This window comes from Roseovarius sp. E0-M6 (genome assembly GCF_037083845.1).
Taxonomy (GTDB): domain Bacteria; phylum Pseudomonadota; class Alphaproteobacteria; order Rhodobacterales; family Rhodobacteraceae; genus Roseovarius.
The window spans coordinates 79,818-102,263 of sequence record NZ_JBAPLA010000009.1 but is presented as its reverse complement, the minus strand read 5'-3'; the positions used below and the strand labels follow the sequence as shown (position 1 = coordinate 102,263).

Here is a 22,446-nt window from a genome sequence, read left to right as displayed (position 1 = left end):
TCTGGTATAGCAGGCGCCCGAACCCGTGGCCCGGAGAAATGTATCATGTCCGACCCCAAGAAGCTCTACATCAAGACATATGGATGTCAGATGAACGTCTATGACAGTGAGCGTATGGCCGAAGCGCTGGGCGGTCAGGGGTATGTGGAAACGCAAACCCCCGATGACGCCGACATGATCCTGCTCAACACCTGTCACATCCGTGAGAAGGCCGCCGAGAAGGTCTACTCCGAACTTGGCCGGTTCAAGGGGCTCAAGGCTGCCAAACCCGACCTCAAGATCGGGGTCGCGGGCTGTGTGGCACAAGCCGAGGGTCAGGAGATCATGCGCCGTCAGCCGCTGGTCGATCTGGTGGTCGGACCCTCAAGCTATCATCACCTTCCCGAGATGGAGGCCAAGACCCGCAAAGGCGAAAAGGCGCTGGTCACGGATTTCCCCGAAGAGGACAAGTTCGCCAAACTCAAAGGCCGGCCCAAGGCCGCGCGCGGACCGACCGCCTTTCTCAGCGTTCAGGAAGGGTGTGACAAGTTTTGTGCCTTTTGCGTGGTGCCCTACACACGCGGAGCCGAATATAGCCGCCCGGTCGAAACCGTGCTCTCGGAGGCGCGCGACCTTGTCGAGCGCGGCGTGCGCGAGATCACCCTTCTGGGGCAAAACGTCAACGCCTATCACGGCGCGGGCCCCGATGGCGATGAGTGGAGCCTTGCTCGGCTGATTTGGGCGCTTGATGATGTCGATGGGCTTGAGCGGATCAGGTTCACGACGTCGCATCCCAACGACATGGATGATGACCTGATCGAGGCGCACGGCACGTGCGATAAACTCATGCCCTACCTGCACCTGCCCGTGCAATCGGGAAGCGACCGGATTCTCAAGCGGATGAACCGCAGCCATACCGCCGAAAGCTATCTCCGCCTGATCGAACGCATTCGCGAGGCGCGCCCTGATATTTTGCTTTCGGGTGATTTCATCGTCGGGTTCCCTGAAGAGACCGAGGAGGATTTTCAGGCAACGATGGATCTGGTTGCTGAGGTCAATTACGGCTACGCCTATTCCTTCAAGTATTCGACCCGTCCCGGCACCCCCGCGGCCGAGCGCGCGCAGGTCGACGAGGACGTGAAATCCGAGCGGCTTTACCGTCTGCAAGACTTGATCACCCAACAGCAACGCGCCATTCAGGATGCGATGGTCGGACGCGAGGTGGGGGTGTTATTTGAAAAGCCCGGTCGCCTTGACGGTCAGATGGCTGGCAAGTCCGATCACCTGCACGCCGTGCATGTGCGCGACGCGAGCCTTTCCGTGGGTGAACTCAGGCGTGTGCGCATCACCGAAAGCGGAACCAATTCGCTTGCCGGAGAGCTTGCCTGACGCACTGAACGCGCTCCACAGTTGTGTTCTCAGCAGGCCGGTTCTTACCGAATCGCCGTCGTGCCGAACGCGTCTTTGCCCCACGATGTTGTTGTCGTGACCCTGCTCAGCGCCATCCATGGTTCCGATCTGGTCATCCTGCCTCTATTTTCCCTTCACAAGTCGGGCAAAGCTGCTAGGGTTGCAGGATAAATTGCTGGGCTACCCGTATTTCAACAATGGGAGCCCGTGGGGGAACAGGAAAAGGATAGAGGCTGTGACGCGGAGAATTTTGACGTCAATTCGCAGCACCATGAGCGGCATAGCTGCCGTCGCTCTGAGTGTTGCTGTCCTCGCGACCGGGGGGCCTGTTGCGGCTCAACAAGTCACGGTGGTGGGCAAAGATTACACACCGACGATCTGGGTCGACCCGGACGGGTGCGAACACTGGGTCATGGATGACGGGTGGGAAGGCTACATGTCGCCCCACACCAACCGTCAGGGCATTCCGGTCTGCCGCCGGGGCAATGTCTGTGGTGTGATGAACACGGATCAGCTTTTCGCGACGGACAGCGCCCGGATAAGCTCATCGGGCCGTCAGCATCTGGCCAATTTCTTTCGGCAGGCGAATGCGGTGTCCTACATCATTACGGGACACACCGACAGCCGGGCATCGGATCAATACAACATGAACCTGTCGCTGCGCCGGGCCAACTCGGTCGCCCGGGTCGCTGCCTCGACCGGTGCGCGCATCGCTGATGTGCGCGGCTATGGAGAGCGTATGCCCAAGGCTCCGAACAACACTGCCGCCGGCATGCAGGCGAATCGCCGTGTTGAAATCATTTGCATCCGCTGAGGGGAAGATTATGAAAATTGCAAAACTCACGCTCACCCTCGCGGCGGCCATTGCTGTTTCGGGATGCGTCGATGACAAGCGCGACAAAACCGTGGATCGCTTTGTCGACAGCAAACACCTGAGTCAGCTCAAGGCCGGTATCTGGGTCGATCCCAACGGCTGCGACCACTGGATCATCGACGACGGTATCGAAGGCTATCTTTCGCAGCGGCTCGATAAATACGGCAAGCCCGTATGCTCGGGCGTGGCGCCGCCAAACACCGCCGTCGGCCCGTTCAACAAGGGCACACCGATTGCCGATCCGATCTGATGTTCGCGGATCGACTGGCAGGATTGAAACCGCAGGCCCAAGGGTCTGCGGTTTTTTCATGCCGGTATCGGCGCCGGACGTCGTGCCGCACTTGCACAGCCCGACCGGAGTTGGCACGATAGGGTGTAACCCTCTTTGCAGGAGCTGTGATTGGCCACGACCACGCTGACGCCCGACCCCGACCAAGCCGCCATGGGCGAAGTGGTCGTCGAATTTCCTGACAATTTCCTGCTCATCGACCTGTGTGGCGAGCATGACCGCAACTTGGCCGAGGTCGAACGTGCCACCGGGGTGCAAATTCTGCGCCGCGGCAATCAGCTTGCGGTTTTCGGAGAGGAGGCGCCGCGCACCGAGGCGGTCGAGGTGCTGCGCGCGCTCTATGCCCGGCTTGAAGGCGGCAAAAGCCTTGAGCGAGGTGATATAGACCGAGAGTTGCGCATGGGGGCGTCCGGCCCGGCACCCGGAACCGGCAAGTCGGGGGACCAGCTTGAAATGTTCAAGGGCGGCCCCGTCGAGATCAAGACCCGCAAGAAGCTTGTCGAGCCACGCACCGATGCGCAAAAGGCCTATGTTCTCTCGCTTTTCAACAATGAAATGGCCTTCGGCATCGGCCCGGCCGGCACCGGCAAGACCTATCTTGCGGTGGCTGTCGGGGTGAGCATGTTCATTCAGGGGCATGTGGACCGGATCATCCTCAGTCGTCCGGCGGTGGAGGCGGGCGAGAAGCTCGGTTATCTGCCCGGCGACATGAAGGACAAGATCGATCCCTACATGCAGCCGCTTTACGACGCGCTGAACGATTTCCTGCCGGGCAAGCAACTTGCCAAGCTGATCGAGGAAAAGAAGATCGAGATCGCACCATTGGCGTTCATGCGGGGCCGCACGCTGGCCAACGCGTTCGTCGTTCTTGACGAGGCGCAGAACGCCACCTCGATGCAGATGAAGATGTTCCTGACGCGTCTGGGCGAAGGCTCGCGCATGGTGATCACCGGCGACCGCAGTCAGGTCGACCTGCCGCGCGGGGTGACCAGCGGACTACGTGATGCCGAGCGCCTGCTCGAGGGAATAAACGGCATAAGCTTCAACTACTTCACCGCCAAGGACGTGGTGCGCCACCCCCTCGTCGCGGCGATCATCGAGGCTTACGACGCCGATCAGCCGGCATGACACCAAAGCCCTTGCCCGATGGCCCCCGCGCGGTAACGCGCGGCTGGCTCAAGGCGGTGCTGGGCCGGTCCGTGGGCGAGGTTTCGCTGACGCGGATCGGTGCGGCGCAAGGGTTCACGGGCGGGCGGCTCTATCGTGCGGCTTTGTCGGCGGGGGGGAGTGTCGTGCTCAAGTTTGCACCCGAAGACGCCGCACAGCGTCTACGCTTTTCCACGGCCAATGCGCGCGAGGTTGCGATTTATCGGGACCAAGGGGCGTCACTGCCGGGTCCGGCCTGTTATTTTGCGGATGCGGATGCCGAATTCGGCAACAGTCTTCTCGTTCTTGAGGATCTTGCTTCCGCCGACGCCGTGCCGTTCGTCAAGGGGCTGCCCAAGGCGCGGGCCGTGTCTGCGCTTCTTGCGCTCGCACAGGTGCATGCGGCGCACTGGGCGCGCGACGACCTTGCCGCACAGGTTGCGCCCGGTGATTTCGCCCGGTGCTGGCAGGAATATCCTGCCCGTCTGGCCGACATCCTTCCCGGCCTTCCTCTCAGCCCCGCACTTCGCCGGATGGGCGATGTCCTCGCCTCCGGTGAGACATCCCCGGACAGACCCGTCACGCTTTGCCATGGCGATGCGCAGGCCGATAATATCCGTTTCTCGGACGGGCGCGCGCTACTTTTCGACTGGCAGTTCGCAGGGCGTGGATGTGGCGCCGGCGACGTCGCCTATCTGCTTGCCGGGTCGCTCGATCCGGCAACCCGGCGAAAACACGAACGGGCGTTGCTGAACAGCTATCTGACCGCCCTGCATGCGGGCGGTGTGCGGGGGTATGACCGGGATGATCTGATCGCGGATTATCAGCGTGGAGCCATGGCCAAGCTACGGATGAGCGTGCTGGCCACAGTGCTGATGGATAATACAGGCCCCGCAAAGCGCGCGTGGCGTCAGGCCGATCTTGCACGGCTTGAGGCGTTTGTCGACGATCACGCCATGGCAGAGGTCTAGAGATGGGCGTGGACGTGATCTCTGAAGATTCCCGTTGGAACGCGGCGGGGCTTGAGCCGCTGGCTGAGCGGGCCGCCGCGGCGACACTCGCGTATCTGGAGCTTGATCCCGAGCTGTGGGACATCAGCCTGCTGGGCTGCGATGACGCACGTATCGCGTCGCTCAATGCCGAGTTTCGGACCAAGCCGGTTCCCACGAACGTCCTGAGTTGGCCCAGCGGGGACCGCGCGGCGGCCAGCCCCGGCGCGCAACCTGCGGCGCCCCGTCCGGGGATGGATGCCGAACTAGGGGACATCGCCATCTCTTATGACACCTGCGCGCGCGAAGCCGAAGAGGGGCAAAAGCCATTCGGTGACCATGTGACGCACCTTGTCGTTCATGCGGTATTACATCTTCTCGGTTATGATCATAAAACCGGGCAAGATGCCGCCTTGATGGAAGGTATCGAGGTTGCGATACTGGCCACATTGGGGATATCAGACCCCTATCACAGCTGAGGCGGGCAAGCGGCCCGCGCATTTGGAAAGATGGAAATGGGCGACAGCACAGACGGGTCTTCTATTGCAGCGCGTGGCGCGCAGACCGAAGGGTCGGAAGACGAAGAAGAACGGGGCGGATTCTTTTCGCGGATATTCAGCTCGTTTGGACCCGGTGAAGAAGACGAAAACGACAATGAAGACTCTCCCGCGCCACATGCCTCAGATGTGCCGGGCATGGTCAATCTGAGCCGTAAGAAGGTCGAGGATGTGGCCATTCCCAAGGCCGATATCGTGAGCGTTCCCTCGACGATCACCAAGGATGAATTGGTTCAGGTCTTCCGCGAGAGCGGGCTGTCGCGGCTGCCCGTATATAAGGGCACGCTGGATACGCCGCTTGGCATGGTCCACCTCAAGGATTTCGCGCTCAAGCACGGCTTTAATGGGTCCGGCGGGCGCTTTTCGCTCAAGCGGATGCTGCGCCCGATGTTCTATGTCCCGCCCTCCATGCCGATCGGTGTGCTCATGGCGAAAATGCAGAGCGAGCGGCGGCATATGGCGCTTGTCATTGACGAATATGGCGGCGTTGATGGCCTTGTCACCATCGAAGACCTGATCGAGCAGGTGGTCGGTGAGATCGAGGACGAGCACGATATCGACGACGAGAATTACTGGACCGAGGAAAAGCCGGGTTGCTACATCGCGTTGGCCAAGACACCTCTTGAGGAATTCGAGACCGAAACGGGGTTGTCCCTGACCGAGATGGACGACGTGGACGAGGAAGAGATCGACACGTTGGGCGGACTTGTTTTCATGATGCTGGGCCGCGTGCCGGTGCGCGGCGAAGTGATCGAACACCCCACAGGCGCCGTGATCGAGGTGGTCGAAGCCGACCCCCGCCGGGTGAAGCGGCTGCGCGTGCGGTTAACGGACTCTGCTGGTGACTGAGTGGCGCCTGCGTTGGCTGGCGCTGTTTTGCGGCATTGTGATGGGGGCGGGGCAGGCGCCGCTTTCGCTCTGGTGGCTTGCGCTTGCCGGACTTGTCGGCCTGTTATGGGTGCTTGGCCGCGATGCTATTCGCACGCGCGTGGCGTTTTGGCGGGGCTGGTTCGGCGGGGTAGGGTATTTCGCGGCGACACATTTCTGGATTGTCGATCCGTTTTTCGTGGATGCGGTCCGCCATGGCTGGATGGCGCCCTTCGCCATCATCGGCTTGGCGGCGGGCATGGCCCTGATCTGGGGCGCGGCCACAGCCCTTGCAAGATGGTCAGGCGGCGTGTCGCGCGCATGGCTTCTGTTGCTGGTTCCCGCCCTCACGCTGGGAGAGCTTTTCCGCGCTTATGCGCTGACCGGATTTCCGTGGGCCCCGATCGGGTCGGTCTGGCTTGAAACGCCTCTGGCACAGCTTGCTTCGGTCGTCGGGGTTCACGGTCTCACATTGCTGTCTCTGGCCCTGATCGCTGGGCCCCTCGCATGCACTGGCCGCATGCGGGCCGGGGTGTCTGTGCTGGCTCTGGCCGTGGTCGGCGGGCTCTGGGTTTGGGGCGCGGGCCGCGTCGCCGACACGCCCGCCCCGACCGACCGGATCGTGCGCATCGTACAGCCCAACGCACCTCAGCATCTCAAATGGCACCCCGACTACATGCCCGTTTTTTTCAACCGGGCACTTGATTTCACGGCGGCTGCGGCCGAGGGCACGAAACAGCCTGACATGATCGTCTGGCCTGAAACCTCGGTGCCGTCCCTTCTTGGTCACGCCGATAACCTGCTCACCGCGATGGATGAGGCCGCCGGCGGTGTGCCGTTGGTTTTCGGCGTTCAGCGCAATATTGGACCGCTTTACTATAACTCGCTGGCGGCAAATACAGAAACCGGCTTGCAGGTCTATGACAAGCGTCACCTCGTGCCGTTCGGTGAATACGTGCCCTATGGCGACGTCCTCAGCGAGCTTGGTATCACGCATCTCGCCTCGGCGCAGGGCTATGGCTACGCGCCCGGCCCCGAGGGTCAGCCGCTCATCGACCTTGGCCCCTTGGGAAAGGGGCTTCCGCTCATCTGTTACGAGGGGATTTTCCCGCATGACCTGCGCGGTTTCGAGGGGCGGGCCGACTGGATCGTGTTGGTGACCAATGACGCGTGGTTCGGCAAGCTGACGATGCCCTATATGCATCTTGATCACGGTCGCATGCGCGCCATCGAAACGGGCCTGCCGATGATCCGCGCGGCCAATACCGGCATTTCGGCCATGATTGATGCGCGCGGGCAGGTCACTGCGCGGATCGGGCTGGGTGAAACGGGGTTTCTTGATACGCCACTGCCCGCCACGCTGCCCCGGACGGTCTATGCGAAAAACGGCGATTGGCCGGTGCTCACTGTGGCTCTTTTGAGTCTATTGGTCGGGTTCTTCATCAGTATGTCGTATCGGAGGCGGCTTCGCGATTGACCATTCCGCGCTCCCGGCGTAACGGAGATGCAACTGTCACAACGGCTTCCTGGCGTGACGGGGTAACTCATAATGGAGCGTTCCCATGACAAGAAAGAATTACACCTTCACCTCCGAGTCCGTGTCGGAGGGGCATCCCGACAAGGTGTGTGACCGGATTTCTGACGCAATTCTCGATGCACTCCTGAGCGAGGAAGCCGAGGCGCGTGTCGCAGCCGAAACATTTGCCACAACCAACCGCGTCGTGATCGGCGGTGAGGTGGGTCTGCGCGATCAGGCGAAACTGGCCGAATACATGGACAGCATCGAAGATATTGCGCGCGCCTGCATCAAGGATATCGGCTATGAGCAGGACAAATTTCACTGGCAAACCTGCGAGATCACCAACCTTCTCCACGAACAATCCGCGCATATCGCCCAAGGCGTGAATGCAGCGGCTGACAAGGAAGAGGGCGCAGGTGATCAGGGCATCATGTTCGGTTTTGCCACCAATGAAACCGATGCGATGATGCCGGCGCCGATCCAATTCAGCCACAGGATTTTGCGCCGTCTTGCCGAAGTGCGCAAAGACGGCACCGAGCCGGTGCTCGGCCCGGATGCCAAAAGTCAGCTTTCGGTATTGTATGAGAACGGCAAACCGGTGTCGGTCAGCTCTCTTGTGCTGTCGACACAGCACTTGGACGAAAGCCTGACCAGCGCCGACATCCGCCAGATCGTTGAGCCCTATATCCGCGAGGTGCTTCCCGATGGCTGGCTCACCGAAGAGACGGAATGGCACGTCAACCCGACGGGCAAATTCGTCATTGGCGGACCTGATGGTGACGCGGGCCTGACCGGTCGCAAAATCATCGTTGATACCTACGGTGGAGCGGCCCCGCATGGCGGCGGAGCCTTCTCGGGCAAGGACCCGACCAAGGTGGACCGCTCGGCGGCCTATGCCGCGCGCTATCTGGCCAAAAACGTCGTGGCCGCAGGCATGGCCGAGCGTGTGACGATTCAGCTAAGCTATGCGATCGGCGTGTCGAACCCACTGTCGATTTATGCGGATACCCATGGCACCGGCGAAGTCGATCCCGCCGATATCGAAAAGGCGATCCGCAAGTCCATGGACCTAACGCCGCGTGGTATCCGGGAGAAACTTCAGCTCAACAAGCCGATCTATGAGCGCACGGCGGCCTATGGCCATTTCGGGCGCGAGCCCGAGGCCGATGGCGGGTTCAGCTGGGAAAAGACCGATCTGGCCGAAGTTCTGAAAAAGGCGATCTGAAACACGATCAGACACCAAGAAAAAGCGGCGGGGCAGGGCTCCGCCGTTTTTGTTTTGGCGTCGTGGAAGACGACAGCATTTTCCCGGAATGAAGAGGCAAAGCTCCTGGAACACGCTTGCACCGGGTGTTGTCAAAGCGGGCTGGCAAGCGTTACGCTCTCGCCATTGAAAGCAACCGTTTGGATTTCGAATGAGATTTATCGCCTGTCTCGCTTTCGTGCTGATTGCCGGCTGTGCGCAGTTCACCGTCAAATCGCCCGAGGGCGCACGTGTGCCCGTTAACCCGACCTGCAAAGCCGGTGCCAACTGCCATTTTGTCAACAGCCCGGTCAAAGTGGACCGGTCCAGACTGCTTGTTATTCCCAGCCGCGATGTGCCGTTCTATCCCACCACCGAACAGGTCGATTTCGTGGATGGCACAGGGTCGCGTTGGGTCGCGCATGAGGGGATCGTGACCGATGGCGCGTCGATCCCGCCGGTCTTCGTGTCGATCGTGGGCGACCCGACGTCACCCGAATTCATCAATGCCGCGGCGGTTCATGACGCGTATTGTGGCATCGGCAACGAAGAGGGGCCAAACTATCACACGGCCCCGTGGCACGATGTGCATGTCATGTTCTATGACGCGCTGCGCGTGGGCGGCGTGCCTGAAATCAAGGCCAAGGTGATGTTCGCCGCGGTCTGGCTGGGCGGGCCACGCTGGCCCGGGGGGCGGCCAGAAACAGGTGGGGCGCTGGCCTTTGCCGCACCGGCGGCGGTGGCGGGCACGCCATCCTTTGAACCGGCCGAACAGAATCCAGTCCAGATGCGGGCCGCGATGCGCCGCACCAAAGCGTTTGTCGAAGCGAACAACCCGAGCATTCCCGCCCTCGTCGGTTTCATAACCGGGCAAGAGCGCGGGATTGCGGCCACGGCTGCGGCTGGCGGGGCACCGGGCGGAGGTGGGCAAGGCGGCGGTCATGGTGGCGGCGGAACTGCTCTCTGAGAGGAAACGCGCATCGCCGCATTGCAACCCCGATCTGCGGAGGCTACATCGCCGCCCCATGACAAACGATGATCAGAACGCTCATGCCTCGGGTGCGCCTTGGCGAAACTTCTATGGCCGGTTAAAGGGTAAGGCGCTCAAGCCAAGCCAGAAGCGGTATCTTGAAGAAGACCTCGCCGCGCTTTCGCCCGGCCCCGTTGGTTGGGAGGAAAATCCCGACCGCACGCCTCTTGATCTTGAGACGCGTTTCGGTGCGCGCCCCGTCTGGCTTGAAATCGGGTTTGGCGGGGGTGAGCATCTCGTGCATCAGGCGGCGGAAAACCCCCACGTCGCGATCATCGGGGCCGAGCCGTTCATTAACGGCGTCGCGATGCTTCTGGGTAAGATACGGCGCGCGGGTGTTGCCAATCTGGCGGTGCATCCGGGTGACGCGCGCGATCTTTTCGACGTCCTGCCCGATGCTAGCATTTCGCGTGCCTTCCTTCTATACCCCGATCCATGGCCCAAGAAGCGCCACCACCGCAGGCGCTTTGTCACGCCCGAACACCTTGGGCCTTTGGCGCGGGTCATGGCACCGGGGGCGATCCTGCGGGTGGCGACCGATATTCCCGATTATGTGCGGCAAACCCTTGAAGAGGTGCCGCGCCACGGCTTCGAATGGCTTGCCAAACGCCCGGCGGACTGGCGCGAACCCTGGGAGGACTGGCAATCGACGCGCTATGAAAAGAAGGCCCTGCGCGAGGGGCGGGTGCCTCATTACCTGACGTTTCGCCGGACCTGAGCCACGTATTCAAGCACGCCTGCCCATGCCGGTGCGACCACTTCAGGTTCTCTGACACCAGAATTGATACATGCCGGAGAAGGTGCTCGGGTGATCTTCTTCGAAAGCGTGCCACAGACCAAGATCGCAGGCCGCCTCCGGCGCGGGGTGGCGCGCCCGAAAGCGGCTCATCATGCGCGGATCGGTCGGCTCGAATCCGCAGAAAGCAAGACCCAGCTGTGTGAGAGCGTGGGCGATCTGCGGAATGGTGAAGCGATGTTCCTGAACATGGAACAGCAGATCGCGCACCGCACTCAGACTGTAAAAGTCATTGGCCCCCGTAATATCCACTCCGAGCGCGTCGCGGTCTTGCAACAGCGCGGCGCGAAAGCTGCGCATCGCGGCGGCATCGGTGCCAACGCCTTCTTTGGCTATCCGGTTGCGCAGATGAACGATATCCTGTCGCGCGCGTTCGCTGTATAGCGCGATCTTCATCAATCCATTCGGTTTCAGTCTGCGGCAAAGCGATGCCCATCCGGCGACCGGATCGGCCATGTGATGCAGAACTCCTGTCGAGATCACCAAATCGAACTTACGGTCGAGCAGATCCAAATCAAGAATGTCGGCCTCAATATAGTCGATATTTGAAAGCTGGAGCTCTGCCGTCTTGCGGCTGGCATAGGCAAGGCTGGCGCGGCTCAGGTCGATGGCGGTGATCCGGCAATTGGAAAACCGCAAGGCCGTTTCGATGGATTGCTGGCCGGTCCCACACCCGGCAATCAGGATGCTTGGAGTTGAGGTGTTACGAATCGCGGGATGCGACAGGCGAAGCCCAAGATGATCGGTGAGTTGAGTAAGGGTGATGCTCGGATGCCCGTGATCTGCCCGGATCCATCTGGGATAGGGATTGTCCTCGTATTGGGTCTGCACGGCCGATGACACGGCATCCGCGACCTTGCCCAAAGTTGGCAAAGCGGCGCGGATTGCCCGCTCCTTCTTGGTTTCGGTGACCTGCATACGGCAAAGATCCTCGGGCAGGCTATCGGGGTCGAGCCGATCAAAGAATTTCAGGCTGCTGAGGGGGGCATAGCTTGCGAGGCACAAAATAGCGTGCGGATCGGGCTGGACGCCTGCGTCAATCTTGGCTTCGGTTTCGACCTTCAGGCGGATATATGCGCGGCTCTCCTCGGGGGTGATCGGGTAGAGGTATTCATTAATGAAGCATTGCCCCGCGAGCGCGGATTGCACCTCGGCGCATTTCTTGTTCAACGGCACGCCCCAAAACGCGAGCAGAAGTGCCGCCCTCAGCCGAACAAGCATCTCTTCAAGGGTCAGGTCAGGCAGAGGGCAAAGTCTCATGATCCGCAGGAGAAGCGGCATCCTTGACAAAACATCGAGCGCGCCGGGCAGGTCTTGGTCAATCTGCGCGCGCGCCTGCGCACTGGCCGGATCATTCAGAACCACGCGACAGACGACCGGAGCGATATCGGCCGGACGAGGGCCGTCATCATCGCTCAGCAATTCGATCAGCAGAGGAGCCAGCCTCTCGACAGGGTCCGGAAGGGAATGACCGGTGAGAAGACGTCCGATATTTCGGCGGATGTCGGCATCACCCGGAGCGAGACGATGTGCCGACAGATAACTTTGCAACGCGTCGCCGGGCCGACCAAGTTGCTGATAGAGCGCGCCGAGATTGTTATGTGCAGCCGGAGTGTCGGGTTTGAGCCCAATAGCTTTGCGGTAAGCCTGCACAGCCCCCTGTAGATCACCGCTATCTTTGCGCAGGGTGCCGAGATTGTTGGCGGCACCGGCGTGACGCGGTTCATGGCGCAGCGCCGTTTCATAGCTGCGTATGGCCGCATCGGGGTGGCCCGCCTTTTTCAGTATGACACCCTTGTTATAATGCATTTCGGCATTTTCGGGCGCGAGTTCCAATGCCTCATCCAAGCAGGCCAGCGCGGCGTTGAACTCGCCAAGGCCGGTATGGGCCCCGGCCATCAAGCTAAGCAGGGCGAGCGAGCGCGGATACCTAAGCCGCACGGCAGTGGAGTCGCGCAATAGATCTGTGTGGCGTTGAGCCTGAAAGAGCGCGACAAGCCGTCGAAGCGTGTCGGGTGTTTTCCGGACGGGCAGACCCGGCACGAGACGTAGAGAATTTTCGCGAATGACCGGTTTGAAACGGTCTCTTTTCACTCTTGGCCATAAGTGTAACCGCAGTTCCTAACCCAATGTCAGGAAACTAACGGAGACACGACCTGAGGGCCTTAAACGATGCCGTGACCGGTTCGTGAAGAGTGTTTGATAGCGCGGTGTGTCACGACCCGAGATTATCTGCGAGGCGCTCCAGCATACCCACGCATTGCGACAACTGATCGAGTGCGATGAACTCGTCCGCCTTGTGCGCCTGCTCGATCGAGCCGGGACCACAGACCACCGCGGAAAGGCCATATTGCTGAAACAGTCCGGCCTCGGTGCCGAAGGCCACGAGATCGCTTTTCTCGGCGCCGGTCAGTTCCATCATGATCGCCCGCGCCTCGTTTGCATCGGCGGGCTCGAGTCCCGTCACCTCCGAGATGATTTCGGTATCGATCCGCGCCTCGGGGTCTACAGCGCGCATCAAAGGCAAGAGCACACGTTCGCAATAGTCGCGCAGGTTGTCCTTGACGAAATGCGCGTCCGACGCCTGAACCGGGCGCATTTCCCAATCGACGCGCGCCGCGCTTGGAATGACGTTATGTGCCACACCACCGTGGAACGCCCCGGTGTTGATCGTCGTCCACGGCGGATCGAACCGGCCACCTTCGGGCGCACGGGCGCGCAACTCGTCCTTCAGGTCAAGAAGGCGGTTCACATATCGCGCGGCGTATTCGGCGGCGTTCACGCCGCGATCGGGTGCCGACCCGTGGCCCGCAAGGCCGTGAAAATGCGTGCTGTATTCGAAACATCCCTTGTGCCCTTCGATCACCCGCATCGACGTGGGCTCTCCCACGATGGCAAGGCTCGGGCGCAATGCCTTCTCCCTGAGGCTTTCGATAAGGGCCTGACCGCCGAAACATCCCGTTTCTTCGTCATAGGTGAAGGCGAAATGCACAGGGCGGTGCCGGGCCCTTTGGGCAAAATAGGGGGCGAGTGCCACGCAGGCGGCGATAAAGCCTTTCATGTCACAGCTGCCGCGTCCGAAAACCCTGTCGTCCCGCGTTTCCGCGATGAACGGATCGCTGGTCCACTCCTGATCGGCCACGGGCACCACATCTGTATGTCCCGAAAGCACGATACCGCCATCACCCTCTGGCCCAAGCGTGGCAAAGAGGTTGGCCTTCGCGCCGGTCTCGTCATACCAGACGTCCACCCGTGCGCCGGCATCCCCGAGCCTCTCGGACAACTCGGCGATCATGTCGAGGTTACTCTGATCCGAGATGGTGGGATAAGAGATGAGACGCGAAAGGAGTTCGGTTGTGTGATCGAGATGGGACGCCATGCGCAAATCCGTCGAATGTATCAATGCCGCGACATTGCGACTTAGGATGCGGCAGGGTCAAGCGCCGTTTTTTCGGGGCTGCACGTTGCGCTGACCTGAGCTTTTGGTGGAAAAACCTGTTGCAGATTTGACTCGGAAAATCGGTCAACCCCAAGGGCATGACTGTATTTCACGCGACGTGACTGGAAAAAACCGCCGAAACCAAAGCCATTATTAAAATGATGGCGGTGTTGGGAAAAAATTGTGGCGATTTTTTGCCAACAAGAATACGTTATTGCTCAATAAGATAACCGTGCGCAAAGCATGGGTCCATTGAGATAGAGTGGTGGCATTCATGAAGACGATAGATTTCGTCACCCGTACACGTGCGGGTGCAACACAATATGGCGCGATTTCCGCCGACGAGCAATTTTCCAAAATTCCCACCGAACCCGGCCTCGAATTGTCGTTGAACCTGCGGCAGATCGAAATTGACGGGTATTCCCGGTCGGGCAACAATCTTCAGATCACATTGACGGATGGGCGAACGATTGTTCTTGAGGATTACTTCGCTCCGTCGGGCGAAGCGGAAAGCCGTCTGTTCATTTCCGCGGACGGATATCTCAATGAGGTGACGCTGGTCGATGGCGGAGACGGGGCGATCTATGCGCAATACGGCCCGACCGAACAATGGGGCAAATGGAGCCCGTCGGACGAGTTGATCTTTCTGGACGACGATGAAGAGGTGGTGCTTGCGGCTGCTGAGGGCGGCGGCGAAGAGACCGTCAGCATGCTGGGCGCTGGCATACTCGGCGGTAGTGGTGCTCTGACAGCGGCAGGTGCGGGCGCCGCGGCGGTGGCCGCGGCTGCGGTCATCCCCGGTGAGGACGATGGTCCGGCACGTATTCCACCCAGTGTCGATCAGGATACCGTTATCGAAATCGGCGGAGATGACGCGAACGCCGATGACAGCACGATCACCATCTCCGGCAAGGCTGACCCCGGATCGGACGTCAAGGTCACCATCGGGGACAAGACTGTCGAGGGCGAGGCCGACAAGAACGGCGATTGGGAAGTCGAGTTCACCGGCGATGATTTCCCCGCCGACGGAGAGCACGAAGTGACGGTCGTCGTCACCGAGAAGAACGGCACGACCACCGAGCTCTCCGGCCCCGACGTCGTGATCGACACGACGCCGCCTGACACCGCGATCTCTTCGGGCACCGAAAGCGCCGGAGACATCTCGAACGCGGCGGCGTTCGAGGCAGGTATCGAAATCGGCGGCACTGGCGAAGAGGGCGCCACGATAGACGTCATAATCGAGGACGTCACCCGCGAGACGACGGTCGGCTCTGACGGCACATGGACGGTGACCTTCGAGAAGGGCACCTTGCCCGAGGGCGAATACGAAACGACGGTCACCGTGGTCAGCCGCGACGCGGCCGGCAACAGCACGACCGTGACAGACAAGGTCGTGATCGACACGGTGGCAAACGATGTCGCCATCTCCACGACGCAGATCGAAGGTGACGGCACCATCAACCACGCCGAAACCCAGGATGGCGTGACGGTGGTCGGCACTGCCACGCCGGGCGCCGAGGTGGTGGTCGAGATGGCAGGCAAGACCCTGACCGTCACCGCCGATGGCTCGGGCGATTGGAGCGCGACCTTCGACAAGGACACGCTTGCGCCCGGCACATATGACGCCGAGGTGACGGCAACCTCGACCGATGCGGCGGGCAATACGAACGCGACCTCCGGCACCGTCCGGGTGGATACGCAGGTTGATAACTTCGCAATCACGGGACAATCGGGCGGTGATGACGGCGTGATCAACGGCACCGAGGCACAGTCCGGCTTTGTCGCCACTGGCACCACCGAACCGGGTTCGACCGTTGTCGTGACGCTGGGGGCCGAGACGGTCAATGCCACGGTCGCGGCCGATGGCAGCTGGACAGCGACGTTCAGCGCGGCACAGATCGCGGCGGGCACCTACGATATGACGCTCACGGCGCTTGCCACGGATGTTGCGGGCAATCAGCGCACGCTTACCAACACGGTCACCGTCGACACCGAGGCTGGCACGCTCACGCTTAATGCGGATCAGATCGGCGGCGACGGGATAATCAACAACGCCGAGGCGCAGGCCGGTGTGTCCGTGACCGGCACAGCCGAGCCCGGCGCGCTGGTTGTCGTGACGCTTGACGGTGTGACGCACCAGGCCGTGACGGGGGGCGATGGCACATGGTCCACCACCTATGCCAGCCATGAGATCACGCCGGGCACACACACACCCGCGGTAACCGCGACGATAACCGATGCAGCCGGCAATACCCGGTCGGTCGACGGCGCGGGGCGCGTCGACACTCTGGTCGACAATCTCGCGTTGACCCCGCCGAGCCTTGCGACGGCGACCGACGGCACTGGCGTAATCAACGGGGCCGTCGCCGCCAGCGGTTTCGACATCACCGGCACGGTTGAGCCGGGATCGACCGTTTCGGTATCCCTTGGCGGCGTGACCCGGCAGGCAACTGTCGATGCGGCGGGTAACTGGACCGCCAATTTCGGCCCCGGCGTGGTGCCGGACGGTGAATATGACGCCGATCTGGTGGTCAACGTGGTGGATGCCGCGGGCAACGACTTGTCGGTTTCCGATACGGTGCGCGTGGACACGCGGGTCAACGCCCTCTCCAAGGGGCCGCAACCGGTTGAGGCGGACAACATCGTCAACGCGTCCGAAGCCACCGACGGCGCAACCATCACCGGTCAGGTCGAACCGGGGTCCACCGTCAAGGTCGAGGTGCTGGGCAAGACCTATACCGCCGCTGTCGATGCCGCTGGCAACTGGAGCGTGGACATTCCCGCAGCCGACATTCCCTCCGCCGACGAGACCTTTGCGATGAAGATCACCGCCACCGATGGTGCTGGCAACTCAAGCAGCATCGACGACACTCTGGTGATTGACACGCTCGTGCCGGATCAGCCGGACATCGTGGGCTATTTCCGGCAAGTGGACGGCTATCGCAACGCCACGATCGAGACCACCCAAGACGACGTCACCGTCGATCAGGTCGAAGCGAACGGCGCAGTCAACCGCATGGCTGTACACGAAAGCGCGGATGCGTTCCTTGGTGAAACCACGTATCACTTCCTCGACGGGGCAGGCGCGCCCACGACCATTCCCGATGGCTCGCAGCTGGTGATCACTGGACAGGATACCGCCGGCAATGCGGCCAGCACCTATGTCGTCCTCGACGAGGTGAACACCAATGTCGTCGATCTCGGCAATGGAAATCTGGGTCAGTTCAACATCGAAACGGTCGATCTGCGCTTCGGAGACCAGTCGAAGCTCACCATCGACGAAACCCTGCTCGATGGCCTGTCTGACACCGCCGACACGCTTCTGGTGCGCGGCGGGGCCGATGACACGCTCACCATTCAGGGCGCAACCAAAGGTGGAGAACGCTCTGTCGATGGTGAGGCACACACGGTCTACACCTTCGATAACGGCACGTCGGTCGTGGTGGACGACGACATCAGCACCGTCATCTGAATCCGGCGCGTACCCGCCGGGCGGGCGCGCGCCACACAACAAGAAGCTACCGACCAAGGGGCATGAAATGGGGCAGTGGAACGGACCGGGGCGATGGGCGGCGTGTGTTGCGGTCTGTCTCGTTCTGTCTGGGTGCATGGCACCCGGGGGAACTGGCGACGACGAAACCGTGTCGCGCTTTGGCGCGATCGGTGCAGGCGGCGGCATCGGCTCCGAAGCTACGGACGAAAGCCGAAGCGCCGTTATTTCCGCGCTTCAGGGCCGCCAAAGCATCCTGCCGCCGGGGGGCAGCTATGACCAAGTCGCGGGCGCCGTTCTGGCCGCCAATAGCCGCACCGCCGAGGCCGAGCTTCGCGCCGCGCGTCTGCGCGCCGAGGCCGCCTCGAAAAACTGGTTGCCCAAGATCGGCCCGAACATCAGCCTGACCAGCCTCTCTGAGGTGGTTGCGACCATCTTCGTAGAACAGGTTCTTTTCGATCACGGCCGCCTCAGGTCCGAACGCCTCTTTGCCAAGGCCGATGTCGAGGTGGCGGCGGTCGGGCTGGCTCAGGACACCAATGAACGGCTTGAATCCGCGCTTTCGCTTTACCTCGATACCGCCGAGGCCCGTGAACGCTTTGCACTCGAGGGGCGGACGCTCAAAGACATGAGCCATTTTCAGTGGGTCATGAACGAGTGTGTTCAGGGCGGCGTGTCGGATCGCTCTGATCTTAACGTGTTGAATCAAAAGCTTGCTGAAATACGCGCCCGTCAGGCCGCCGCCCAAGAAGCGAGCGTCACCGCCATGGCCGAGCTGAACGCCATGTCGGGTGTGCCGCTTGACGATGTGACCGGCATTGATGCGCTTGGCGTGGCGGGGCGCGGTGTCAAATCGCTTGCCGTCCTGCGGGCCGAGGCCGAGCGTGACCGCGACATCGCGCAGGCGCAGGTGGATCGCGCCGGGCTTTTGCCGGGTCTTACTGCCAGCGGCACCACCGGAAGTTCCTCCGACGGCCCCGACGTCACCGTCGGCGGCGGGCAGCTTATCGGGTTTGGAACCGGGGCGAACCTCAAGGCCATTGAAATGGCCAAGGACACGGCCCAACGCCGCGTCGGACAAGCGACCGAAGATGCCGCCCGCGCCGAACGGCGGCTCGAGGCGCGCATTGTCGCGCTGGAGCGTCAGGCAAGCGAGGCCAGACAGCTTGAGACACAGGCCAAGGCCAATCTCGATCTCTTTCAATCACAATATGATGCGGGCCAGCGGCAGGTGATGGATGTGGTCGGAGTTTACGAGACCTATGCAAGCCGTCAGTCGGCGGCGGTTGACCTGAAATACGAACTCGCGCGCACACGGCTTGAACTGGCACGGCGTCTTGGGCTTCTGGCGGACGGGAGCGACATTTGACCGGCAAGCCCATCGCGCTCACGATCACCGGCAAAACCGCGACGCGGCCCGGCGTGGTGTCGAATTCCGATGCCCCGCCCAATTCCGCAGGGGGTGACACGCGCTTTGATCCTTCGGCACGCGGACGCGCCGACCTCGCGGCGGTCTATGCCGGGCTTATGAGATGCGAGGTGATCCCGCGCGATCTGCTCGAGGCGATGCCCGACGGCGGCGCGGGCGCGGATGATGCGCAACCGGCGATCCTTGCCGAGGCTCTCGCCACCTGCGGATTGCTGAGCGAGGTGCGGCGCGTGGCATCGCCGGAGCCAAGCCATTGGCCCGCCCTTGCCCACATGACCAGCGGGCAGTTCGTTCTCGTGCTTGAACAGTCAGGGGACGAGTTGGTCGTTTACGATCATAGTTGCACCGACAATCGCGCGCGTGTGACCCTTGCCGAGTTCACGCCGTTCTTTGGCGGCTGTATCCTTTCGGCGGAATCCACACTTGACGACATCGCCCAGAGCCATGCGCCTGCCGCGGCGTCGGCGCATTGATTCTGGGGCGAATTCCGCCACTTCCGCCGCCACGTGGCCGAGATCGCGCTCGGCTCCTTCGTGGCCAACATTCTGGCCGTGTCGGTCGCTCTTTTTTCGCTTCAGGTTTATGACCGTGTCATTCCACATCAATCCGAGGCGACGCTCTGGGTGCTGGCGGCGGGGGCGGCTATGGCGCTTTTGCTGGAAAGCTTTCTCAAGATCGCCCGCTCTCACCTCATGGACGGGGTCGGGCGTCAGATAGAGGTGAATGTTCAGCGCGTCCTCATGAACCGGCTTTTGGGCATGCGTTCGGCCACGGCCGGGCGGGCCCCGTCAAGCCTGTTCAGCGCGATGCGCGAGTTTGGCTCGGTGCGCGAATTTTTCACCGCGTCGACCATCGGATCACTGGCCGATATTCCGTTTCTCTTCGTGTTCCTGATCCTCGTGGCATCCATTGCGGGGAACGTGGTCTGGGTGCTGATCATCGGTGGCATCTTGATGATCCTGCCGGGCCTTTTCCTGCAAAAGCGGATGATGCGGCTCACGCAGGAAACCCAAGGGGCCGGGGCCAAGGCCTCGCGACTTCTGCACGAGGCGGTGTTCGAGCTGGACACCGTCAAGACCCAACGCGCCGAGGATCGGTTCCGCCGTCTCTGGGCCGAGCTGACAACGCTCTCGGCGCTCAAATCCAGCGATCAGCGCAAGCTTGCCTCGGTGCTCACCTTCTGGAGCCAGGCCCTTCAGCAGGGCACATATGTGGTGGCGATCGTGGTCTGCACTTACTTCGTCTTTGCGGGGCAATTCACCGTGGGCTCGATCATCGCGGTCTCCATCCTGACCAGTCGCACACTCGCCCCGCTGACCCAGATCGCGGGTATCATGGCGCGCTGGAGCAATGTCAAATCCGCGCTTGAGGGGCTCGATAGCGTGGCACTTGCCCCACAAGATAGCGAGGCCGGTCGCAGCTACCTGCGCCGGGAGACCACAGCGGGCGGCTTTGAAATTCATGACCTGCGCTTTGGTTATGACGGGGCCGAGGGCGCCCCCACACTCGATATCGCGGGGCTGGCTATCCCGGCGGGGCAGACACTCGCGGTGCTGGGCGCGAATGGCTCGGGCAAGACGACGCTGCTCAAGGTGCTGTCGGGCCTTTACGTGCCAGACAGCGGGCGGGTGATGCTTGACGGAACCGACATGGGACAGATCGATGCCCGCGATCTGCGCCGGCTCATCGGCCATCTCGGTCAGGACGTTCGGCTTTTCTCGGGGACTTTGCGCGACAACCTCAACCTGACGCTGCTTGAACGTGATGATGCCCGGCTCATGCAGGCGCTCGATTTTGCGGGGCTCGGTCCATTCGTTCGCGGGCATCCCAAGGGCCTTGATCTCGATATTCTCGATGGCGGGCAGGGCCTCAGCCAAGGACAGCGCCAATCCATCGGATGGGCGCGGCTCTGGCTGCAGGATCCCAAGATATGCCTGCTGGACGAGCCCACCGCCGCGCTTGATCAGACGCTTGAACGCACCTTGATCAGTCGGCTGGAAACATGGCTCGCGGAGCGCACCGCGGTGATCGCCACGCACCGGATGCCGATAGTCGCGCTGGCGGACCGGACGATGATCCTTCAACAGGGCCGGATGGCGGTTGACGGACCGCGTGATCAGGTGCTCGCCCATCTGTCCCGAGGAGACGCATGATGGCGGTGGGCACGACCAATCTCACCGCACAGCTTGGCGCCCGGATGAAAGGGCCGAGCCTTACGGTCTGGCTTTGCGCGATATCCGTATGGCGCTTTATCCTGTGGGCGGCCTTTGCGTGGCTGGACGAGATCGTGCGCGCCGAAGGCTCGTTCATCTCGTCGTCGCGCCCGCAGATCATTCAGAACCTCGAGGGCGGAATTCTCTCGGAACTGATGGTTGAGGAAGGCGATGTGGTGAATCGCGGCGATGTGCTGGCGCGGTTGCACGGAACGCAATTCAAATCCTCGGTCGCGGATCTGCGCGATCAGATCGCCGCGCTGGAAATCCGGCAACTGCGGCTTGAGGCCGAACTGGCCGGTCAGTTCGATTTCAACGTTTCTGATGATCTGACCCGCCGCAGCCCGGAAATCGTCGCCTCCGAACGCGCGCTTCTCAAGGCGCGTCAGGCCGATTACGTCAAACGGGCCGAAGGGGCGGCGGCGGTGTTGGCACAGGCAACCGAGGAAAAAAGGCTTCTCGAAAACCTTCTGGAAAAAAAGATCGTGGCGCTGATCGAAGTCACGCGTGCCCGCAAGTCCCATGCGGACGCCAAGACACGCTATGACGAGATCGTGACCCAGACCGAACTTGAGCGTGCCGAGGCTTATTCCGATACGCTCAAGGAACTTGCGACGCTCCGCCAGAACCTCGAAGCCAGCCTCGATCAACTCAACCGCACGACGCTTCACAGCCCGATGCGCGGTATCGTCAATGATCTCAACGTCACGACGATCGGCGGGGTGGTGCGCCCGGGCGAGCAGATCCTGTCGATCATCCCCCTCGACGAGGAATTGTTCGTCGAGGCGCGGGTGGCCCCCGAGGATATCGCCAATATCCGTGAAGGACAGGAGGCGACGATCAAGCTCACGGCGTATGACTATACGATCTTCGGCACACTCAAAGGCCGCGTCAATTTCATTTCCGCCGACACGTTCAAGGATGAGCGCGCCCGCGACCCGGATGGCAATCCGCACTACAAGGTGACGCTGGGTGTGGACCGGTCCGCGCTGACGCCGCGGCAGTCCCGGATTGATGTGCGCCCCGGCATGCTCGCCGAGGTCGAGTTGCACACGGGCCGGAAGACCGTGCTGCAATATCTGCTCAAGCCGCTCTACAAAAGTCAGGAAGCCCTGCGCGAACCATAGGCGCGCCCTGCGTATTTCCCGACATTTTGTCTCGTTTCCGCGACAGGCC

16 protein-coding genes, 1 pseudogene and 1 riboswitch are annotated in these 22,446 nt (G+C 61.6%); of the genes and pseudogenes, 15 read left to right on the top strand and 2 right to left on the bottom strand.

Going from position 1 to position 22,446, the window contains the following annotated elements; genetic code table 11:
* The first annotated feature begins 45 nt into the window (after window positions 1-45).
* The 11 genes from miaB to trmB all read left to right on the top strand — a co-directional run bounded on the left by miaB (window position 46) and on the right by trmB (window position 10,621).
* Complete coding sequence (gene miaB, locus V8359_RS17865) at window positions 46-1,368, top strand: tRNA (N6-isopentenyl adenosine(37)-C2)-methylthiotransferase MiaB (protein ID WP_336430466.1); 1,323 nt, start codon at window positions 46-48, stop codon at window positions 1,366-1,368.
* A 292-nt stretch (window positions 1,369-1,660) separates the two neighbouring features.
* Window positions 1,661-2,203 carry an OmpA family protein gene (locus V8359_RS17860; protein ID WP_336430500.1) on the top strand — a complete coding sequence of 181 codons (543 nt, stop codon included), beginning with the start codon at window positions 1,661-1,663 and terminating at the stop codon, window positions 2,201-2,203.
* A 10-nt stretch (window positions 2,204-2,213) separates the two neighbouring features.
* Window positions 2,214-2,513 carry a hypothetical protein gene (locus tag V8359_RS17855; RefSeq protein ID WP_336430465.1) on the top strand — a complete coding sequence of 100 codons (300 nt, stop codon included), beginning with the start codon at window positions 2,214-2,216 and terminating at the stop codon, window positions 2,511-2,513.
* A gap of 150 nt (window positions 2,514-2,663) precedes the next feature.
* Window positions 2,664-3,680, top strand: coding sequence for a PhoH family protein (locus V8359_RS17850; protein WP_442970403.1), 1,017 nt, complete (start codon window positions 2,664-2,666; stop codon window positions 3,678-3,680).
* On the top strand, window positions 3,677-4,669 hold the full coding sequence (locus V8359_RS17845; RefSeq protein WP_336430464.1) for a phosphotransferase: 993 nt from the start codon (window positions 3,677-3,679) through the stop codon (window positions 4,667-4,669). Before V8359_RS17850 ends, V8359_RS17845 begins: the two co-directional genes overlap by 4 nt.
* A gap of 2 nt (window positions 4,670-4,671) precedes the next feature.
* A complete protein-coding gene (ybeY, locus tag V8359_RS17840) occupies window positions 4,672-5,166 on the top strand; it encodes an rRNA maturation RNase YbeY (RefSeq protein ID WP_336430463.1) in 495 nt (164 codons plus the stop codon).
* A 36-nt stretch (window positions 5,167-5,202) separates the two neighbouring features.
* The gene (locus V8359_RS17835) at window positions 5,203-6,093 is read left to right on the top strand and encodes a hemolysin family protein (protein WP_336430462.1); all 891 of its coding nucleotides are present in this window, start codon (window positions 5,203-5,205) and stop codon (window positions 6,091-6,093) included.
* Window positions 6,086-7,588 carry an apolipoprotein N-acyltransferase gene (lnt, locus tag V8359_RS17830; RefSeq protein ID WP_336430460.1) on the top strand — a complete coding sequence of 501 codons (1,503 nt, stop codon included), beginning with the start codon at window positions 6,086-6,088 and terminating at the stop codon, window positions 7,586-7,588. The genes V8359_RS17835 and lnt overlap by 8 nt, the downstream gene beginning before the upstream one ends.
* A gap of 30 nt (window positions 7,589-7,618) precedes the next feature.
* Window positions 7,619-7,668, top strand: a riboswitch (SAM-SAH riboswitch).
* Between the two features lie 5 nt (window positions 7,669-7,673).
* Window positions 7,674-8,855: a methionine adenosyltransferase gene (gene metK / locus V8359_RS17825; RefSeq protein ID WP_336430459.1), complete on the top strand. Its 1,182-nt coding sequence runs from the start codon at window positions 7,674-7,676 to the stop codon at window positions 8,853-8,855.
* Window positions 8,856-9,045: 190 nt separating this feature from the next.
* Entirely contained in the window at window positions 9,046-9,840 is a 795-nt protein-coding gene (locus tag V8359_RS17820; protein ID WP_336430458.1) for a DUF1353 domain-containing protein, read from the top strand.
* A gap of 58 nt (window positions 9,841-9,898) precedes the next feature.
* Window positions 9,899-10,621 carry a tRNA (guanine(46)-N(7))-methyltransferase TrmB gene (trmB, locus tag V8359_RS17815; protein WP_336430457.1) on the top strand — a complete coding sequence of 241 codons (723 nt, stop codon included), beginning with the start codon at window positions 9,899-9,901 and terminating at the stop codon, window positions 10,619-10,621.
* Window positions 10,622-10,663: 42 nt separating this feature from the next.
* Here the strand turns inward: trmB and V8359_RS17810 are convergent, their stop codons facing one another.
* Entirely contained in the window at window positions 10,664-12,793 is a 2,130-nt protein-coding gene (locus V8359_RS17810) for a tetratricopeptide repeat protein (RefSeq protein WP_336430456.1), read from the bottom strand.
* A gap of 121 nt (window positions 12,794-12,914) precedes the next feature.
* On the bottom strand, window positions 12,915-14,078 hold the full coding sequence (gene argE / locus V8359_RS17805; RefSeq protein ID WP_336430455.1) for an acetylornithine deacetylase: 1,164 nt from the start codon (window positions 14,076-14,078) through the stop codon (window positions 12,915-12,917).
* A gap of 334 nt (window positions 14,079-14,412) precedes the next feature.
* On the opposite strand from argE, the gene V8359_RS17800 reads away from it, so the two are divergent.
* The 4 genes and pseudogenes from V8359_RS17800 (at window position 14,413) to V8359_RS17785 (ending at window position 22,397) form a co-directional block, all read left to right on the top strand.
* Window positions 14,413-17,610, top strand: a complete 3,198-nt coding sequence (locus V8359_RS17800) for an Ig-like domain-containing protein (RefSeq protein ID WP_336430454.1) — start codon at window positions 14,413-14,415, stop codon at window positions 17,608-17,610.
* 67 nt (window positions 17,611-17,677) lie between these two features.
* Window positions 17,678-18,997 carry a TolC family protein gene (locus V8359_RS17795; protein ID WP_336430453.1) on the top strand — a complete coding sequence of 440 codons (1,320 nt, stop codon included), beginning with the start codon at window positions 17,678-17,680 and terminating at the stop codon, window positions 18,995-18,997.
* A pseudogene (locus tag V8359_RS17790) lies at window positions 18,994-21,210 on the top strand (ATP-binding cassette domain-containing protein). The gene V8359_RS17795 and the pseudogene V8359_RS17790 overlap by 4 nt, the downstream one beginning before the upstream one ends.
* The gene (locus tag V8359_RS17785; RefSeq protein WP_442970402.1) at window positions 21,210-22,397 is read left to right on the top strand and encodes an HlyD family efflux transporter periplasmic adaptor subunit; all 1,188 of its coding nucleotides are present in this window, start codon (window positions 21,210-21,212) and stop codon (window positions 22,395-22,397) included. The pseudogene V8359_RS17790 and the gene V8359_RS17785 overlap by 1 nt, the downstream one beginning before the upstream one ends.
* The last annotated feature ends 49 nt before the right edge of the window (window positions 22,398-22,446 follow it).

Coding starts and splice junctions, on each gene's coding strand:
- miaB (WP_336430466.1), top strand. CDS start 46: ATGTCCGACCCCAAGAAGCTCTACATCAAGACATATGGATGTCAGATG.
- V8359_RS17860 (WP_336430500.1), top strand. CDS start 1,661: ATGAGCGGCATAGCTGCCGTCGCTCTGAGTGTTGCTGTCCTCGCGACC.
- V8359_RS17855 (WP_336430465.1), top strand. CDS start 2,214: ATGAAAATTGCAAAACTCACGCTCACCCTCGCGGCGGCCATTGCTGTT.
- V8359_RS17845 (WP_336430464.1), top strand. CDS start 3,677: ATGACACCAAAGCCCTTGCCCGATGGCCCCCGCGCGGTAACGCGCGGC.
- ybeY (WP_336430463.1), top strand. CDS start 4,672: ATGGGCGTGGACGTGATCTCTGAAGATTCCCGTTGGAACGCGGCGGGG.
- V8359_RS17835 (WP_336430462.1), top strand. CDS start 5,203: ATGGGCGACAGCACAGACGGGTCTTCTATTGCAGCGCGTGGCGCGCAG.
- metK (WP_336430459.1), top strand. CDS start 7,674: ATGACAAGAAAGAATTACACCTTCACCTCCGAGTCCGTGTCGGAGGGG.
- V8359_RS17820 (WP_336430458.1), top strand. CDS start 9,046: ATGAGATTTATCGCCTGTCTCGCTTTCGTGCTGATTGCCGGCTGTGCG.
- trmB (WP_336430457.1), top strand. CDS start 9,899: ATGACAAACGATGATCAGAACGCTCATGCCTCGGGTGCGCCTTGGCGA.
- argE (WP_336430455.1), bottom strand. CDS start 14,078: ATGGCGTCCCATCTCGATCACACAACCGAACTCCTTTCGCGTCTCATC.
- V8359_RS17800 (WP_336430454.1), top strand. CDS start 14,413: ATGAAGACGATAGATTTCGTCACCCGTACACGTGCGGGTGCAACACAA.
- V8359_RS17795 (WP_336430453.1), top strand. CDS start 17,678: ATGGGGCAGTGGAACGGACCGGGGCGATGGGCGGCGTGTGTTGCGGTC.
- V8359_RS17785 (WP_442970402.1), top strand. CDS start 21,210: ATGGCGGTGGGCACGACCAATCTCACCGCACAGCTTGGCGCCCGGATG.